Source organism: Shewanella gaetbuli (assembly GCF_023284065.1).
Taxonomy (GTDB): Bacteria; Pseudomonadota; Gammaproteobacteria; order Enterobacterales; family Shewanellaceae; genus Shewanella; species Shewanella gaetbuli.
This window is the reverse complement of record NZ_JAKIKP010000007.1, coordinates 106,285-124,211: the sequence shown is the minus strand read 5'-3', so window position 1 is coordinate 124,211 and position 17,927 is coordinate 106,285. Positions and strand designations below refer to the sequence as shown.

The window sequence follows — 17,927 nt, the reverse complement described above, 5'->3', positions numbered from 1 at the left end:
TTAGATTGTTATTTGTCCAGTGGCTTGACTGAGGTTAGGGAAATCGCTGATAGTTGAATTGAAGAATATAATTATGATCGGCTACATGAATCGCTGAATGATTTACTGCTAATATTTTACAAGTGATTAAATGAGGAAAACTCTCTTAAAATGTGATCGATATAGTGATGGTTAAAGTTACATAATCACAAAGCTTTAATAAAGTTACAGAATCCTGTTTTGAGCTCAAATTTTAGAGGTGTTGTAAAAAGTGGTTTGCAAAATAAAGAAGAGTCATATGATTGCAGTTATAGTTGTGCAGTCATTAACCCTTATATTCTTGATAGTCAATATCCTTCATCTATCCGAAAGAACCACAGAGGCAGAGAAAAAGGCAAAGGAACTTGAATGGGCTTTACACTACAGAGAATGGGAGTCCAGCCATTAGGTGTATTAGTGTGATTACCAAGGGAGACTGTCGGTCTAATTACCGAGCGACTTTGTCGTAAATTGTATTAGTCTCGACTTGATCTGACATTCAACTTGAAAAAGTGAGAGCTAGTACACCTGTTCTTACTTTTTTAGAGGCTCCTTCAAAAGGTATTTTAATAGCAGATAAGGTAGGTTTGATTGAAAGATGTAAGACTTGGTGGAATTGACCATAGATTTATTTTCCTTGGTAGCTCAAAATGAGCAAAAAATGTAAAAAACTAAACAGGCTTTTATGTCGTTGAACCCGCTTATATCGATTGTTGACCAATGCGATTTCTAAAAAGCCATTACCGTCATGTTTACCTAAAAAGCGTCCTTCACTCTCACTTGCAACTACAAAATTATTTTCATTAAATCCGTAATCTTTGATGGTTTTTTTCCATCGATATTCAATAGCCTTTGATTGCTCTTTATCTTTAGTTAAATCTGCTCGATGAAACCTGAATTTTAAATGTCTATCTTTTAAGCCCATTAGCTGACAAAAACGAATAAATATTCTTGATACTGTTGAGTCGGGACACCTTAAAGCAAAATCCTTTCCAGGTACGGCGTAATTCAATATTTCCATGCTCAACCTGACATTAGATAAGGTAAACGGTTCAACTCCAATACTCTTGTCGAATTTGTTGCAAAGATACATAAAGACTTTACTGGATTTAGCGACGAAAACATCAACTTTGGCTGCATCGTCGGCGTGAGGTAATCTTGGAAAGGCTGGTATTAATGGAAGTCGCTTACTCACGCGCGGGTAGTGCTGATGAACTTGCTTAGCATTATTAAGCAGTTGCTGTAATTCTTCTAGGGGAACATTGTAATATTGAGAAGACTCGATAACCGAACTGACTTTTAAAGCGTTCAGTGCTCTAGCCCAAGTCATACTGCTTATCTCACAATTGGGTTTTATTTCTCTGACATAATTTGAAAATGTAGGAACCGACAAGGATGACGTTAATGGTGCTGGTTGAATCGCTAATTTCGCTTCAGTATCTCTAGTATAATAATTTAACCTTTCTGCCAAACTTAAGCCCTGTTCAGGTTCTAGCCAAGATACGCGTCCGACACATTCAGAGGTAAAATACTTAGTTAAATTAAAGTAAGGCTTTAACTCTAGGTAATACAAAATATCTTTAAGGTGTAAATAGCTATTTAAAGTTGATTGGACATCTTTATGCCCCATTAGATGAGCCAAAATGAACATCTTTTTACGGCTATTCATATTGTAGCGTAATCGAGTTTGTAACCGTTGTAGGTAATCATCATCAAACATTTGATGGTCTAGCATCGTTAATTGTGTACGCCCTTGCTTAATGATTCTTGGATTTAAGCGGCACCAAGACCAATTAGCAAAGCTATGACGAAGATGATGAATTCGTAAAGTGTAGTCTTTTGTAAAGTGGCGGATTAAATCTGATATTAACTCATAAGCTTGATTGACTCGATTTGCATCATCAAACAATAGCGCCTTTTTGTTTGTTCCTGAGTGTTGCTGTATTTGATATCTCACCCGCAACTTTTCTATGGCTGTTTTTGGCCAAAGAGCATCTAATGGTAACTCACGACGAGCAGAAGTCGTTTTAAGCGAGCGATGTTGATTTGGTCTAACCGAAAGTTGCACATAGTCAAATTCATCTATGGTTGGTGCCTTGACTGCAAATGAAAAGTCAGCCCAGGTTAATTTTGAAGCTTCATTCCTGCGTAAGCCGCTGTAAAAGCAAAAACATAACAAAAAATAAGCATATTGATAGACTACATCATCTTGAACATGTTCTGTAAGATAGCCCAATACTTCATCAATATGACTTGGAGAAATTAAATTCGCGTCAACTTTACTAGAACTTCCAACAACATCGATATCGGATAGGCAGAGATCTCGAACTAAGTTTGTTTCAACTAAAAACTGTGCAAAATAATAAATATATTTTTTTCGTTGAGCTGAGGTAAAGGTTTCAGCGGATTCATTCAGTTTATTCGCCCAATCTTCACCCGATAATAACCCTAAATCACAAGTACTAAATACGGCAAGAAACGGTTTACTCAAGCTTCTAACGTAGTCCACTGTAGTAGCCAACTTTAAACGGCGCTTATAAGTACCTCCATCTTTTAACAGCGAGAATAACCAAGAGCATAACAACCAAAGATAAGGATTAGCTGTCAATTCAGATGATTGAAGCATATCACTCACAAAAGCTAAACATGTTACTCGTGGCTCATTGCGTTCTTTGAGCAGATTGAGTTTAAAAAATATGTCATCGAGTTGTTTTAAGGTGATATCAATAGCAATAAAGCAATGGTTGTTATTGACCATATGTCGCCATTGGTTAAATTTGTTTGTGCCTCGCTCACTTACCCCTAACAAATGAGGCTCTGAATGTAAGCATGCTTTATTTGTTAGTATCCGCATAAGAGGATGTTCTGGTAGTGCTTGGCTCACACTGGGTAAAAAATACATCTGATACTGTACTGGCCCTAAATGCAGGATGTTGTGAATTTTTCTAAGAGTCCGTAATTTTAGAATTGATAAATCTGACCAATCAAATTCAGATGTGGTGTTTAAGTACTTTACGATACATGCTTGGATCTTTGATGAACTCTGATTGACGTTAACCCATTGCTGTAATGCCATTACCGCAACATCACTCAATATATATCTTTTTGGAGCTGTTATTGTCTGTTGTTTTTGCCAATAACAAATTCCCCCGACATAAAACACATCCTTGGGATGCTCAAGAATCGACAGAAGTTCCTGAGTCTTGCTCACATTAACTGTCAGATAGACTAACAGTGCAGCTCGTCCTAGCTTTTCGTTTTTAGATAGCGCTCTATTTGGGCTAATTAATTCTTTATCGAGTAGCGTGTAAAGCATATCAACAATTGGTAGTTTGACGAGTTCAACCGGCGATAAAATAGGTTTATCACGTTTAAGAGTGACAATAGACGGTATGTTAGGAGAATCTATGCCATGATGTTTTTTGGCATAGTTGAGTATCGACTGCAAAATCAACAACTGTGTTTGCTTACTCAAAACAGCTGGTTTTAGTTGCGCAATTAACGCCTCTAACTCATCAGGTAAAATTTTTGTTTCCGACAGAATGAATCGTTTTTTTAAATGCCCAAGTAAGTTTTTATAAGATTGATAAAAATCCGCTTCAATTTTACTTTGAGCATCATCAACTTTACTTTCAGAATCGTCTTCAACTGCATGTTCATTTTGTTCAACGAAAGCATCAAACACTTCTCGATACAAAGGGTGTAATTTTCCAGTTTCAATGAGTCTTTTTATGAAATGACGGACTTTAATGTTTTCCATCCCACCTCCTCAAATAATTCATCAAGTACAGGGACCATTTCATTTATAGCTTCAACATGACTTAACGCTGAATAATGGCCTAATGGCACTTCTCCGGCTTGCCAATGACCCATTTGGAAATTGATTAACTCAGGACAAATGTTTTTCTTTAGTAAGTGGGATTTCAACCAATGGCGTCCAGCATTAGCTGGCAGTTGTATTTCATTTTTACAATAGTTCACAAGTTCTGAAGGAGATAAATTCGTGGCTACAACACTATTGCGTTGCCTATTTAAAAAAAAGAAAGGACCTTGTTCTTTACGTGAATTACGGATGACTTTGTACCATTGTGTTGCCTGAGAATGATTAAAGCTCAGTATGTTTTGCTCAACATCTACGATATTGTCAATCGTGCTACATAACTTTGGTAATAACACGCGCAACAGTGAGCGTAAACACCCTAAGTGACGTTTATATTCTTTAAGTTGTGAGGCTAAAACATTGGGAACGGCGACGATACGAGAATGACTAAAATCAGAATCGTCTTTATCACTTATCCCCATTAAATTTAATGAAGGTAAAAATAAGGCGAATGTCGGTAACGGATTCCAAGCCGCTCTATAACCCGTTCCAAATAGCAACATCCACGCCGTATAAGCTGTGAATGCATTATGATAATCAACTATATCTATTAATCTATGTTGAAAACTGGGCATAGATGCCGAGATTCGCCTTGTTAATGAGTTAATCAATGTTGATATGGCATCATTTGTCGGCGTGAACGATGACCCTATGAATGAATCAGCTTGATCAAAATGTCGAAGCTCAAATAATGAAATCGGTAGGACGTTGCCGGTGTAGCTTTCAATATCTTGTTCAACATTTCGCCAGAGTTTCTCGAGTTGTACGCTTCGAAAATGATCACTTACATTCGCGTAACTTCTCGCAACTCGAGTCATGTACATATGCACAGCATAGCTATAGTCGATAAAAATAGGATCGATAACTTCTGTTGAATTAAGATAATAACTTACAAAGTTAACCAAGCGTCGAACACTCACGCGGCCTGAAGCATGGCGATCAGATAGCTTTTTTAGTTTATGAACTACTGATTGTGTGATTACCTTTGGATCTTTTTCCTTAAGGATTGGTCCAGTTAACTGATCCCCTCTATTTGCAACTATTAGTTTTTGTAAAAACTCTGGGCATGATGTAAAAACCTCTTCTTTGTTCTCTCTTAGTCCTTCGTTATTTAGCTTAGCTTTTGCTGAATGGCTAACATAGAAGAACCACCACCCTTGACCAAGTTCATCAATATACAAGCCTTGCTGTTTGCTAGATAAATCGGTGAACACCACTAAGCTTTGTAATTCTTCTACAGATTTACTCAATAACAACATTAGCCAAATTACTATCACCATTTCGCTGTTTTCAGCTTGATGACTCATAAGAATTAACTTTCTAGCAAGGAAGTTAAGCTCTTCAGGCATTAATAACTGTGTATTTTGTATGCCCATATTATGAGAGCGACGAACACTTGCGGTGATGTCAATTGCTGTTCGCTTTTGTACATGCTTATTGAATGGAATTGCAGTGTCTAGTAGTTCGGTTTTGTCACGTTTAGTATCAACATCGCGGTTATTGATCACAAATGTCTGAGCAGCATGTTGGTCATCTTCATTTAAACCTTCACTGTTAGGTATTAATGGTTCATCGGGAATTAATGCGAAAATGTCATTGTGAGCACCAACAATCGGAATGGCTATTGGATCAGCATAACGTTTGGGTAATCTGTCAATTGATGCTCTTCGGCGACGGATATGCTTTGGTGGCCTCCAATCATTGGAAAAAAAATGGCACAGTGTTCGAAGATAATTTTTATGCGGTAGATATGGCCATGTTTCTTTACTATTAAGATATTGATCTAGTTGGTGAGCAATAGCCGTAGGTGAATCGCCTGTTATATTGGGAATTGTCTCGCGTACATAATTCAGTTCAGAAGCATTGGTTCTCATGAAAAGCCTGAAATTTGAGCAGGCATCTTCTTCTCTGGTTGACGATTCCCTTGCTAAGTCTTTATCTCTGAGGGTATCTAACACTGAATAATAGTGCTTGATGAATGCAGCGAATAATTCGCATGATTTTATTGTCAGGTTGTACTCATAAGATTTAAGTAATACAACATAGAAAGGATATTCACTACACCATCCTTTTTGATACTTAGTCCGATGGTATTCATTGCTGATATAACGGTCATCAACGTCAAAACTATAGTTGTGTAAGGCATCAAAAATATAGATTGGCAAATGCAACTCTTTCATTATGGTGTGTGCTGAATGAAAGGATATATTTCGAATACGGACTATCATTTGAATAAGTTGTTTAAGTCCTCCGAGAGATTCTGGGGCAAATATACGATCAACAAATTCATCAAGATCTTCACACACTTCGTCTTTGCCAATTTGCGGCATTTTTAGTTCGCAATATCGACAAATATGCTCTACTAGATATTGCTTGAGACTTGTCATTTTAATCTGACCGTTTTAGTGCTGACATGTAACCACTCGCATAATTGTTTTTTGGTTTTTATCATGGGAAACAGCGATTGCCATTGTGGGGAGTTAAATATTGATGGGTGTTCATCAGTGACAAACCATGTAGATAGAGATTGAGTGATTGAATCTCCAGTGACATTAACAAACTGTTTTAATAAAGGCCTAACAATATCATTGAGCATTAATAAATGGAGTATGTCTTTATTAGGGCGCCGAGGTAATACAATACATGGTACTAGAGCTTTGGCATCACCAGCATATATTTTACATAGCTTTTGATAAGTCAATAATCCAGAAATTAAACGATAATAACCAGCCTCAGTTTTACTTGCTAACAAGGGGGCTTGATATGAGTCGAGCAATATTGATGCGGGTGATTCGACGTCATCATCCGAGCTTGGTTTTAAGGTACTGAGAAGATTAAATGACTCACAAAAGCTTTTCAGTGATCGCTCAAGTTGAAGTTGATTAAATGCAATCATTTCTAATTTCACGTCGACTAACAACTTTTCTAGACCCTTATTGAAATGTTCAGCATGTGCATTCATCATGCCCCCTAAACGACGAAATAGTGGTCAATTTGGAAATTTCTATATTGTGCCTAATTTGTGCCTAAATCAAGCGCAATAATTGCGTTTTTTCTCTTAAATTAATGAAAATGAGATGCTGATTTCGATGTTAAAACTAGATAAATAGAGGGGAATGGCTGTGAAATGAAGTTTTGAGGGTGTTTTGTTAGCTCGCTTTTAAACGTCTTGACATGGTAGGGGTCGGTGGTTCGAGTCCACTCGGGTGTACCAATTTTATTTCCTCAAGCATTTCAAATATACACCCGTAGCTCAGCTGGTTAGAGCACTACCTTGACATGGTAGGGGTCGGTGGTTCGAGTCCACTCGGGTGTACCATTTCTTGTTTATCCCTCGTTTTATCTTATCTTTTTACCTTTTTTTTATTTTCCTGTTAGTTTCCTTTTCGGTTATTTTTTCATTGTTGACGGTTATTTTCGTCATAAAAAAGCTAGATTCTGGCCCAAAAGCATTGCCAGAATGACGAGTGGGACGCATTGCCAGAATAGCGTGGTACTTGCGCAGTCTGGATTGCGTGTTTGTTGCGTTGCTCAATAACGATTAGCTTCATCATCCTCGATGAATCCAAACTTCCGTCATCCTCGAGGTCTGTTATCGAGGATCTGCTTGTGTTTTTCCCTATAAGAAAAGCTAGATTCTGGCTCAAAAGCATTACCAGAATGGTTGTTAGTTTCGTCATCCTCGAGATCTTTTATCGAGGATCTGCTTTTTGTATTTTCCATAAGAAAAGCTAGATTCTGGCCCAAAAGCATCGCCAGAATGACGGGGCAATCTGTAACAAAAAGAGACTTAATCCTATGAAAAATCAGTGTAATATTGCATACTTGCTTATCAAAAAATATCACCTAAAAGCCTGTATGAACGCGATAAATATTGAACAACCTTTTACCCTTAACAATGGCCACCTTATTAAAAATCGTCTTTTTAAGTCTGCTATGAGTGAGCAGCTTGGCGATAAGCTACATAATCCTACTACTGGTTTAGTGACTCTTTATCAAAGATGGGCTGAAGGCGGTATTGGTTTATCGATTACTGGTAATGTAATGGTTGACCGGACTGCGCTTGGTGAGCCTAAAAATGTAGTGTTAGATGAGCAAAGTGATTTAGCATTATTTCGTCAGTGGGCTAGTGCTGGCAAACAGAATGATTCTCAAATTTGGATGCAGCTTAATCATCCGGGTAAACAAATTCCTAAATTTTTGTGCTCTGAGCCTGTAGCTCCTTCTGCTATTTCATTAGGCCGAGGCTTAGAAAAAAGCTTTAATACTCCGCGTGAACTTACTGAAAACGAAATTTATCAAATAATTAATAAATTCGCGACCAGCGCTAAGCTTGCAAAACAAGCGGGTTTTACTGGGGTACAAATTCATGGTGCTCATGGTTATTTGGTCAGCCAGTTTTTATCTACTAGGCACAACCAACGTGATGATCAATGGGGCGGGAGTTTAGCAAATCGTCTGAGGTTTGTCGTAGAAGTCTATCGTGCAATCCGCAACGAAGTTGGTGCTGATTTTCCTGTTGGCATTAAGCTTAATAGTGCCGATTTTATGAAAGGAGGCTTTACCGAAGAGGAGTCTATGCAGGTTGTTCAAACTCTCAGTGAACACGGTATTGATTTAATTGAAATCTCTGGGGGAACGTACGAAAGTCCATCAATGATGGGATCTAAAAGTACCGCAGAACCTGTAAAGGAAAGCACTGTAAAACGTGAGGCTTACTTTCTTGATTACATGGTAAAAGTGAGAAAACTGGTGAGTACTCCTCTGGTCGTTACGGGCGGTTTTCGTAGTGCGCCTGCAATGAATGAAGCGTTAAGTAGTGGGGCGACAGATTTTGTTGGTATTGCACGTACTATGGCGGTTGATCCCGATTTTCCAAATAAGTTAATTGAAAACCCTGATTATGGAATGCCACTTACCGTGCCTACAACTGGGAAGCCTTTATTAGACAAAATAGGCATGGTTGGGCTGGTATGGTATGAACATCAAATGTGGCGTATTGCAGCGGGTAAAGAAACAGACCCTAAATTAAGCGCATTGGGTGTGGTATTTAAAAGTGTCTTGGGTGCGGGTATTTATGCGTTTAAAAAACGCAGGGCATAGACGATAAGGTATTTAACAGAACTTCGTTTTAGCGAAGTTCTGTTAATGGCAATATACTAAGTGCTAGAGGCAATAAACTATGGTTACTTTATAAGCTTGATTGCCAATAATTGGTGATGGGCTGTTATATAAAGCATTGAGTAGTCTGCATTAAAGGCGACATTGGCTGCAATACTAGGTAAGTTGATATTGGCCAGTAATTCCCCTGACGGATTAAATAAAAATATGCCTTTTGGCCCTGTAGCAAAAATAATCCCGCTTGGGTGTATTTTTAGGCCGTCTGGTAAACCGTGTGAGTTTTCATTAATAGCGGCTAATTCATAAAACACATTCTTATTAATAACCTGCAAGTTTTCATCAAGTTGGTATTGATACCATGCCGGTTTGTTAGGGTCTGAAGCGGCAACATATAATGTACGTTGATCGGCTGAAAGGGCTATGCCATTAGGGTAAACAATACTGTCGTCAATTAAAGTCAGGTTATTGTTTTTGTCGAGTTGATAAACGCCTTGAAAACTCAACTCTTTTGCGGGGTCATTTAGTTTGCCTGCTAAACCATAAGGTGGGTCGGTAAACAATAAGCTGCCGTTGCTGGCTAGCACTCCGTCATTAGGGCTATTTAATCGCTTTCCTTGGTAGCGATTCACTAGCACTTCATATTCACTTCGCGGCAGGGGTAATTCACTGAGCATCTTTGCAATTTGTCGACTGCGAGACTGCATTAAAATTAGCTTATTGTCTGGGCTAATCACTAATCCATTTGAAAACCCACTACGAGTTAAATATTCAGTTAACCCATGTTGGTGATGATACAGGTAGACTTTATTTTGTGGAATATCAGAAAAGAGTAACCCGTTATTTTTAACTGACCATACAGGGCCTTCAACCCATTCAAATCCACTGGCTAATACGTTAATTGGTTGGTTGGTATCTAACATGGTTAGTGCTTCAGGTGAGTATATTTGATAAACATCAGCCTTTGATTCAGCATTCTTTCTTTTAGGTGTTGTCTTTTGTTCGAGCTTGCTAATTTGGGCTGCGTTGGATGAAATGGTGCTTGTATGTGCACTACAAGCCGTTAAAAATAAGCAGCTTATTAGAATAAATATCCCTTTAAACATTAAAACTCTCCTATTTTATCTTTTGTTAATACCCTATCGTCATCTGTTATTGTGTTGCGGTGTTTATACCGATACTCATTATTTCGCGGATAGCAATAATTGCATTAAGTTAATTGTTAACAATGTTGTTGGTCTGTGATAACTTATCACAATAAGATCACTTTTGAATAGTGAATTGAATTTGCCGGTGCTGGAGCGTATTGGTTAATTATATATAGCAGGGGATAAGGACAAGAGCCTCATGTTTGCTGCTTAATTAACCCCTTGTTTTACAAGATTTATGTTTAATTGATAATTTTAAGAAGGTAATCATGCAGCAAGATAATAATCTATTTGACCCAACAGAGCATCCTCATCGACGTTATAACCCTATGACGGATGAATGGGTGCTTGTATCTCCTCATCGAGCTAAAAGACCTTGGCAAGGTCAAGTTGAAAAAGTAGATGAACAAGATAAAAATGCTTATGAGTCAGACTGTTATTTATGTGCAGGTAATGTGCGAATTAATGGCGAGGTTAACCCTAAATATACTAAAACATTCGTATTTGAAAATGACTTTGCGGCATTGAAAAAAGATACCGTTGAGTTCGAACAAAATGATCCGTTATTTAAACTAAAAACCGAGCAAGGTGTGAGCCGAGTAATTTGTTTTTCGCCTGATCACAGTAAAACATTGCCCCAATTATCAATTGCAGAACTCACTGATGTTGTTCAAGCATGGCAACAGCAAACTGATGATTTATCGAAGCATTATCAATGGGTGCAAGTATTCGAAAACAAAGGTGCGGTGATGGGCTGTTCAAACCCTCATCCCCATGGTCAGGTTTGGGCTCAAAATCAATTACCCACATTAGCGCAAAAGAAACATAATGCGTTTAATCGTTATTATTCAGAAAATACCAGTAATTTACTTGCGGATTATGTTGAACGTGAATTAGCAGAACAAACTCGTGTTGTTGTTAGCAATGATGACTGGGCCATAGTGGTGCCTTATTGGGCGGCGTGGCCATTTGAAACATTGTTATTACCGCGTTTTTCTATTCAAACAATGACTCAATTAACAGCGCAGCAGCAAGTTAGCCTTGCTGATATTGTTAAACAAATTACCACTCGTTATGACAATTTATTCAATTGCTCTTTTCCTTACTCAATGGGCTGGCATGGTGCACCATTTGATGGGGCAGAGCATCCTGAATGGACCTTGCACGGTAGCTTTTTACCGCCTTTATTGCGTTCTGCCACGGTACGTAAGTTTATGGTGGGATATGAAATGATGGCTGAGTCGCAACGCGATCTCACCGCAGAACAGGCTGCTGAACGTTTAAGAAGCGTATCTGCGGTTCATTATAAATCTAACTAGTTTATATACGGTAGCTTACTATGAATAATGAGTTGATAAATAAAGTAAAAGATACCTTTTATAATGCATTTGGTTATCAGGCAAGCCATGTTTTTCAGGCTCCAGGACGAGTGAATTTAATTGGTGAACATACTGACTATAACGATGGCTTTGTGTTACCAAGTGCGATTAATTTTGCCACAGTTGTAGCCGCTAGCCCCCGTGAAGATAATCGTGTTCGAGTCATTTCTGTTGATTATGACAATGCTGAAGATGAGTTTTTAATTGACGACAATATTAGTCAATCCACCCAAACATGGGCCAATTATATTCGGGGTGTGGTAAAACACTTACGTTTAAGAGGCTTAACATTTAATGGTGCAGATATTGTGGTGAGCGGCAATGTGCCACAAGGCGCTGGGTTAAGTTCTTCTGCGGCATTAGAGGTGGTTATTGGCTTAACGTTTACGTCGTTATTCGATTTACCGCTGACACCACAAGATATTGCCTTAAATGCTCAGCAAGCTGAAAACCAGTTTGTAGGGTGTAATTGCGGCATTATGGATCAGTTGATTTCTGCTCAGGCGGAAAAAGACCATGCCTTGTTAATTGATTGTCGATCATTAGAAACTGCGCCTGTAATGATTCCTGATAATTGGCGAATTTTAATTATTAACTCTAATAAAAAGCGTGGCTTAGTTGACAGTGAGTACAATACTCGACGCCAGCAATGTGAAGAAGCTGCCGCCTTTTTTGGGGTAAAAGCGTTACGTGATGTCAGTTTTAGTGAGTTTGAACAGCGTAAACCTGGGCTTGACCCTATTACCGCCAAACGTGCTCGGCATATTATTACCGAAAATCAACGCACTCTAGATGCAGCCGAAGCGCTTCGTCAAAATAATATGCCCGCTTTACAACGTTTAATGGCCGAGTCGCATGCGTCAATGCGTGATGACTTTGAAATTACCGCACCTGAAGTAGATGCGCTGGTGGACATTATGAAAACGGCAGTAGGGGACTTAGGTGGCGTTAGAATGACAGGTGGTGGCTTTGGTGGCTGCGTTGTTTCAATATTGCCAGAAAACATGATTGAACAAGTGGTTGAGGCGGTTAATGCGCAATACACTCAACGCAGTAATTTAACGGCATCAATTTTCATTTGTACTGCTGAGCAAGGCGCACAACAGCTTTAGTTGAACTGTATGCTTAGAGCTTAGTGCGCAGTTTTTAAGTTATGAATAAATCGCCCGATAACCGTAAAGTTATCGGGCGATTTTTTTACTAGTTTTCCAAAGGGTTAGCCGATTATTTTCCCATTTTAATCCACTGGCCCGCGGCAATATTATGTTGTTGTAATTGGCTGTTATCTCGCCATGTCACTGTGATTGTTTTGACCTGATTGGCTTTAGCCAAACCAAAGTGAGCGATGTTCATCAAACTTTGCGAATGTGCTGCGCTTACAGAGCCCACAGTAAAGACTTGTTTGTCGATTTTATCTTTGGGTTGAGTGGTGGGTTGTTGATGATATTCCACCTCTACTTTTGCCCCTATTGGGTCAATACCGGTTGTGCTGTAACCTACATTCACCTTAATAAAATTGTTTTTAGCACTGTCGGCTTGTGCATTACCGCCTAGGTTATTAAACACATGCCATTGGCCGTTATCATCGTCACCACTAATAATGTCGACAAAACCGTCTTGATCAATATCAAATGCCGTACCCATATCGCCATGCGCTTGGGTTCCTAATGCCGTAGCTCCGTGGCCTTCAACGAGAGTAAATTGGCCTTGATGATTAAGCAGTAATATATCTTCGACTCGTTTATTCAGTTCACCAAATCGATACACAAAAAAGTCGGAGTAGCTATTATTGTCAAAGTCAGCACTGATCACGCCCCAATTATTATCCTTAGATTGGGCTGGAAGCCTAGACGATGCGTCTACAAAGTGGCCGTTATCATTAACCAGTAATATGTCGTCAACCCCTAACGCTTGAGGCTGCCAATCAGGTTGAATAGCGGTCACGCCTGTTATGGACGCTCTGATGTCCCATGCTAGATTCTCGTTTAGCTTCCAATCTAGCCGCCATTGATGCTGGCCTTTATTTGCCCCTTGTTCAATTTGACCCACATAATAAATGTACCAGCCTGACTCAGATATTGTCGGTTTGCCTTTGGCTAATTCTGGGGTCAAGGTAATGGATTTTTTAGGTGGGTCGATACGAGCATGATGTTGGCCGATAAACACGGGTAACTTAATAAGCTTTGGCCCACGAGGGAAATGATAAAAGTCTGCTAATGTAATAGGGCCTTGGCTGGTAAAACTAATGCCGTCTTGGCTTTTATTGCCTTCATCACGAATATCTAGGCGGTTGGTTGTTTTATCAAAAGAAAGCGCATTATTTGCTATTTGATAGTAAGACTTGCCTCGGGCTAAATATAAGTCTGTATCGCCGTCGTTGTCTATGTCAGTTTGGGCTACCGCAGTAACAAAGCCAATATCTTGCAAGTGAGCCGGTAAATAGTGTTTTGTGGCATTTTCATATTGGCCGTTGGCTTTTCCTAACCATATTTGAAGGGGGGAATAAGCATTAAAGGTAATTAAATCTGGATATTGATCATCATTTAATTGGCTTACTAAAATTTTCTCGGCATCTATGTCTTCAAATAAAGGGCTCGAATGATAGCTAAATTGGCCATTGCCCTGATTCATAAATAGTAAATTACGCGGTACATCTTCTGTAATCATTTTTTCGGCGTTTATTTGAATCAAGTCTAAATCACCGTCGTTATCAACATCTAACCATCGGGCAGAGCGTCCTCTTGCGCCCATATTTGCTAGCCCACTTTGTTGGGTTACATCAATAAATTTACCTTGCTGCTGTTTGAATAAGCGTGGCGGTTGAGGTTTAGTCCCATTGCCGCCACCTAAGGTAATAATAATGTCTACTTGTCCGTCTTGGTCATAATCAGCGGCAGAAATTCCATGAACATCAGCTTGACCAAGCAAGTGTGGTCCTGTGGTAAAAGTCCCTTTATTCGTCCCATAAAATAATTGGGTCGGCCATTGGTCATGATTGGTTAGCAATAAGTCATATTGACCATCTCTATTTAAGTCAACTGTTGCTGGTCCGCCATATTTCCAAGCAGGAAAAGAACTTAGCTTACTTTGTGCAGTAACTTCTTTAAACAAAGGTATGACAGGCTGTGCTGCCAAAACATGCTGAATACTTATCGCTACAATAGCAGGAACGGTAAAAAGGCTAAGGGCAATAATGGGTTTATTAATCCGTTTGTTAATCATAAGTAACCTCACTGTTATTTTGTTAACAATAAACAAAGGTCAGTGGTTAGTAAACCGTTACTCAAAAATATCTAGAAAAATATTCCCCATCAAAAACCAGTTTGATGTTTGAAACTACTGTTAACAATCGTCTGTTAAATTTTAACTTATGCTTTACATTGAAAAAATGTAAGTGTAGATTGTTAACAATAAACCGTAAATCATATTTGGTGGCGAGTCTACTTATGACTAATGAAATGACAAAAATTGAAGCGATAAATGTTGAGTACTATCAAGTGCCGTTAGCTGAAGTACTTTCAGACGCTAAGCATGGTGACCATACCCATTTTGAATTAATTCTAATGCGTATTCGAACCGCTGATGGTTTCGAAGGTGTAGGGTATACCTATACAGGCGGCAAAGGTGGGAGGGCAATATTTTCATTGCTGAATGATGAAATGAAGCCACTATTGATAGGGCAAGATAGTACTGAAATATACCGTATTTGGGATCAACTACAATGGCACTTTCATTATGTTGGCCGCGGTGGATTGCTCAGTTTTGCTATTTCAGCCGTTGATATCGCATTATGGGACATAAAGTGTAAGCGAATTAACCAACCTTTGTGGAAAGTTGCTGGCGGTGTTAGCCAACGTGTGAACTGTTATGCTGGAGGTATTGATCTGAATTTTTCAGAGCAAAAGTTACTCGACAATATTCAAGGTTACATCGACCGAGGTTTCCAAGCCGTTAAAATTAAGGTGGGTAAAACTGACTATAAAGAAGATGTACGTCGTGTTGAAGCCGTTAGAAACCTGATTGGCCCAGATGTGACCTTTATGGTGGATGCGAATTATTCATTAACTCATGAACAAGCTATTCGATTTTCACGCGCTATAGAGCATTGCGATATTAAATGGTTTGAAGAGCCTACTATTCCAGACGATTATCTTGGTTACGCCAAAATTTCTGACGCGACAAATATTCCGTTAGCTATGGGCGAAAATTTACATACTATTCATGAGTTTACTTACGCAATTGCTCAATCAAAATTAGGCTTTTTACAGCCAGATGCTTCTAATATTGGCGGCATCACTGGTTGGTTACAGGTGGCTCAATTGGCTTATGCCAATAACTTACCAGTATGTAGCCATGGTATGCATGAATTACATGTTTCGTTATTAGCCTCTCAGCCAAACGCTGGCTATTTAGAAGTTCACTCATTCCCTATTGATCAATACACAACCCGTCCTCTTCAAATTGAAAACGGTAAAGCTTGTGTGCCAGATCTGATTGGCACTGGCGTTGAATTTGACCAAACCCTACTAAATCCCTATTTAATTCTTCAGTCATAAGGTACATACATATGCAAGCGGCACAGTATATTGGTAATAAACAATTTAGCATTATTGAAACTTCACCTATTCCACCTAAAGACGATGAAGTAAGAATTAATGTCGGCTTTGTGGGCATTTGTGGCACAGATATGCATATTTACCATGGTGTGATGGATGCACGTGTTAATCCTCCACATACCATTGGACATGAAATTTCAGGCACCGTTGCTGAAGTCGGTAAAAATGTCAGTGGTTTTTCAGTAGGCGAACGTGTGGTTGTTCGTCCACTTGATTACTGCGGTGATTGCCCTGCGTGTCATGCTGGCCATTCTCATGTGTGCCATAACCTTAAGTTTATGGGTATTGATACTCCAGGTGCATTCCAAAATTCATGGACAGTAAAAGCACGTACCTTACATAAATTACCTGCCAATGTTGATTTACAACAAGGTGCGTTAATTGAGCCTTTAGCGGTGGCTTGTCATGACATCAGCCGCGCACGTGTTACTGCAGGCGAGCATGTTGTTGTGTTAGGCGGTGGCCCAATTGGTCAGCTTGTTGCATTAGTTGCTAAGTCATTAGGTGCACATGTGTTAATTTCTGAGCCTAACGAAAACCGCCGTCAGTTTGCGGCTCAATATGGCATTGACACTATCAATCCAATTACAGATGACATTGCCGAGTTTGTGAAGCAATGGTCTGATCAAAAAGGCGCCGATGCGGTATTTGAGGTTTCAGGTGTGCAACCCGCTGTTGATGCCATGGTACAAGTGGCTGCTGTTCGTGGGCGTATTTGTATGGTGGCTATTCACTCTCAAAAGCCTCAAGTCGATTTGTTCCAATTTTTCTGGAAAGAGTTAGAGCTACTTGGAGCACGTGTTTACGAACATGCTGATTTTGAAATGGCGGTAGATTTAGTGGCATCGGGTAAAGTGGACTTAAAACCTTTTATTACTTCAATCAGTAAGTTATCTGATATTGGCGATGCATTTGCTAGTATGGACAATAATCCTATAGGCATGAAAGCCTTAGTTTCATGTGAACAACAATAATTATCGCGCTGTAATTTAGGAATAGTTATGCAAAACAAATTTGATTTAACAGGTAAAGTTGCACTGGTTACGGGTTGTAGCCGTGGGATTGGTAAAGCAATGGCAGAAGCATTAGCTGAAGCCGGTGCCGATATTATTGGTGTTTCGGCCAGTTTAGCGGCAAGTGGCTCTGAGGTTGAGCAAGCGGTTACTGCATTCGGCCGTAAATTTTCTGCTTATCAGTGTGACTTTTCTGACCGTAACAGTGTTTATGCTTTTATTGAGCAAGTAAATGCACAACATGACGTTATTGATATTCTAGTGAACAATGCCGGCTCAATTTTACGTGAGCCAGCAGCAGAGCACCGTGATGAATATTGGGACAAAATTATCGACATTAATTTAAACTCGCAATTTATTATCAGCCGCGAGTTTGGTAAAAAAATGATTGAGCGTGGCTCAGGTAAAGTCATATTTACCGCGTCATTACTTACATTCCAAGGGGGTATTACCGTACCCGGTTACGCAGCCAGTAAAGGCGCTATTGGCCAGTTAACTAAGGCACTAGCTAATGAATGGGCAGGTAAAGGGGTTAATGTTAATGCCATTGCACCAGGCTATATTGCTACAGACAACACCGAAGCATTGCGCAATGACCCAGCACGTGCTGCATCAATTTTAGAGCGTATTCCACAAGGCCGTTGGGGCACTCCCGATGACTTTAAAGGACCAACAGTATTTTTAGCATCAGCGGCATCAGACTACATGAATGGTAGTGTGTTACTGGTTGATGGCGGATGGATGGGGAGATAGCC

11 protein-coding genes and 1 tRNA gene are annotated in these 17,927 nt (G+C 39.4%); 7 read left to right on the top strand and 5 right to left on the bottom strand.

From position 1 onward, the window contains the following. Positions 1 to 646: 646 nt before the first annotated feature. Genes L2672_RS10940 through L2672_RS10930 form a run of 3 tightly spaced genes read right to left on the bottom strand, consistent with a single transcriptional unit; the run spans position 647 to position 6,860 of the window. Positions 647 to 3,778 (bottom strand): tyrosine-type recombinase/integrase, encoded by a 3,132-nt coding sequence (locus tag L2672_RS10940; protein WP_248995888.1) that lies wholly within the window; start codon positions 3,776 to 3,778, stop codon positions 647 to 649. After that, on the bottom strand, positions 3,748 to 6,285 hold the full coding sequence (locus L2672_RS10935; RefSeq protein WP_248995887.1) for a hypothetical protein: 2,538 nt from the start codon (positions 6,283 to 6,285) through the stop codon (positions 3,748 to 3,750). The genes L2672_RS10940 and L2672_RS10935 overlap by 31 nt, the downstream gene beginning before the upstream one ends. After that, positions 6,282 to 6,860 carry a hypothetical protein gene (locus L2672_RS10930; protein ID WP_248995886.1) on the bottom strand — a complete coding sequence of 193 codons (579 nt, stop codon included), beginning with the start codon at positions 6,858 to 6,860 and terminating at the stop codon, positions 6,282 to 6,284. Before L2672_RS10930 ends, L2672_RS10935 begins: the two co-directional genes overlap by 4 nt. 280 nt (positions 6,861 to 7,140) lie before the next feature. On the opposite strand from L2672_RS10930, the gene L2672_RS10925 reads away from it, so the two are divergent. Then, positions 7,141 to 7,217 (top strand) — tRNA-Val (locus L2672_RS10925). Between the two features lie 479 nt (positions 7,218 to 7,696). Next, positions 7,697 to 9,001 carry an NADH:flavin oxidoreductase/NADH oxidase family protein gene (locus L2672_RS10920; RefSeq protein ID WP_248995885.1) on the top strand — a complete coding sequence of 435 codons (1,305 nt, stop codon included), beginning with the start codon at positions 7,697 to 7,699 and terminating at the stop codon, positions 8,999 to 9,001. A gap of 83 nt (positions 9,002 to 9,084) precedes the next feature. Here the strand turns inward: L2672_RS10920 and L2672_RS10915 are convergent, their stop codons facing one another. Beyond that, entirely contained in the window at positions 9,085 to 10,122 is a 1,038-nt protein-coding gene (locus L2672_RS10915; protein ID WP_248995884.1) for an SMP-30/gluconolactonase/LRE family protein, read from the bottom strand. Between the two features lie 311 nt (positions 10,123 to 10,433). Between L2672_RS10915 and L2672_RS10910 the strand changes: the two genes are divergently transcribed. Together L2672_RS10910 and galK are read left to right on the top strand one after the other, a co-directional pair. Continuing rightward, complete coding sequence (locus L2672_RS10910) at positions 10,434 to 11,483, top strand: UDP-glucose--hexose-1-phosphate uridylyltransferase (RefSeq protein ID WP_248995883.1); 1,050 nt, start codon at positions 10,434 to 10,436, stop codon at positions 11,481 to 11,483. 20 nt (positions 11,484 to 11,503) lie between these two features. Then, positions 11,504 to 12,655 carry a galactokinase gene (gene galK, locus L2672_RS10905; protein ID WP_248995882.1) on the top strand — a complete coding sequence of 384 codons (1,152 nt, stop codon included), beginning with the start codon at positions 11,504 to 11,506 and terminating at the stop codon, positions 12,653 to 12,655. A gap of 112 nt (positions 12,656 to 12,767) precedes the next feature. Here the strand turns inward: galK and L2672_RS10900 are convergent, their stop codons facing one another. Further along, positions 12,768 to 14,765 carry a CRTAC1 family protein gene (locus L2672_RS10900; protein ID WP_248995881.1) on the bottom strand — a complete coding sequence of 666 codons (1,998 nt, stop codon included), beginning with the start codon at positions 14,763 to 14,765 and terminating at the stop codon, positions 12,768 to 12,770. A 224-nt stretch (positions 14,766 to 14,989) separates the two neighbouring features. Between L2672_RS10900 and L2672_RS10895 the strand changes: the two genes are divergently transcribed. From L2672_RS10895 to L2672_RS10885, 3 genes are read left to right on the top strand one after another with little or no spacing between them, the layout of a single operon-like run. Next, on the top strand, positions 14,990 to 16,099 hold the full coding sequence (locus L2672_RS10895) for a mandelate racemase/muconate lactonizing enzyme family protein (RefSeq protein ID WP_275975023.1): 1,110 nt from the start codon (positions 14,990 to 14,992) through the stop codon (positions 16,097 to 16,099). 11 nt (positions 16,100 to 16,110) lie between these two features. Further along, a complete protein-coding gene (locus L2672_RS10890) occupies positions 16,111 to 17,133 on the top strand; it encodes a zinc-dependent alcohol dehydrogenase (protein ID WP_248995880.1) in 1,023 nt (340 codons plus the stop codon). A gap of 27 nt (positions 17,134 to 17,160) precedes the next feature. Then, positions 17,161 to 17,925 (top strand): SDR family oxidoreductase, encoded by a 765-nt coding sequence (locus L2672_RS10885; protein ID WP_248995879.1) that lies wholly within the window; start codon positions 17,161 to 17,163, stop codon positions 17,923 to 17,925. Positions 17,926 to 17,927: the final 2 nt, after the last annotated feature.

Coding starts and splice junctions, on each gene's coding strand:
- L2672_RS10940 (WP_248995888.1), bottom strand. CDS start 3,778: ATGGAAAACATTAAAGTCCGTCATTTCATAAAAAGACTCATTGAAACT.
- L2672_RS10935 (WP_248995887.1), bottom strand. CDS start 6,285: ATGACAAGTCTCAAGCAATATCTAGTAGAGCATATTTGTCGATATTGC.
- L2672_RS10930 (WP_248995886.1), bottom strand. CDS start 6,860: ATGAATGCACATGCTGAACATTTCAATAAGGGTCTAGAAAAGTTGTTA.
- L2672_RS10920 (WP_248995885.1), top strand. CDS start 7,697: ATGAAAAATCAGTGTAATATTGCATACTTGCTTATCAAAAAATATCAC.
- L2672_RS10915 (WP_248995884.1), bottom strand. CDS start 10,122: ATGTTTAAAGGGATATTTATTCTAATAAGCTGCTTATTTTTAACGGCT.
- L2672_RS10910 (WP_248995883.1), top strand. CDS start 10,434: ATGCAGCAAGATAATAATCTATTTGACCCAACAGAGCATCCTCATCGA.
- galK (WP_248995882.1), top strand. CDS start 11,504: ATGAATAATGAGTTGATAAATAAAGTAAAAGATACCTTTTATAATGCA.
- L2672_RS10900 (WP_248995881.1), bottom strand. CDS start 14,765: ATGATTAACAAACGGATTAATAAACCCATTATTGCCCTTAGCCTTTTT.
- L2672_RS10895 (WP_275975023.1), top strand. CDS start 14,990: ATGACTAATGAAATGACAAAAATTGAAGCGATAAATGTTGAGTACTAT.
- L2672_RS10890 (WP_248995880.1), top strand. CDS start 16,111: ATGCAAGCGGCACAGTATATTGGTAATAAACAATTTAGCATTATTGAA.
- L2672_RS10885 (WP_248995879.1), top strand. CDS start 17,161: ATGCAAAACAAATTTGATTTAACAGGTAAAGTTGCACTGGTTACGGGT.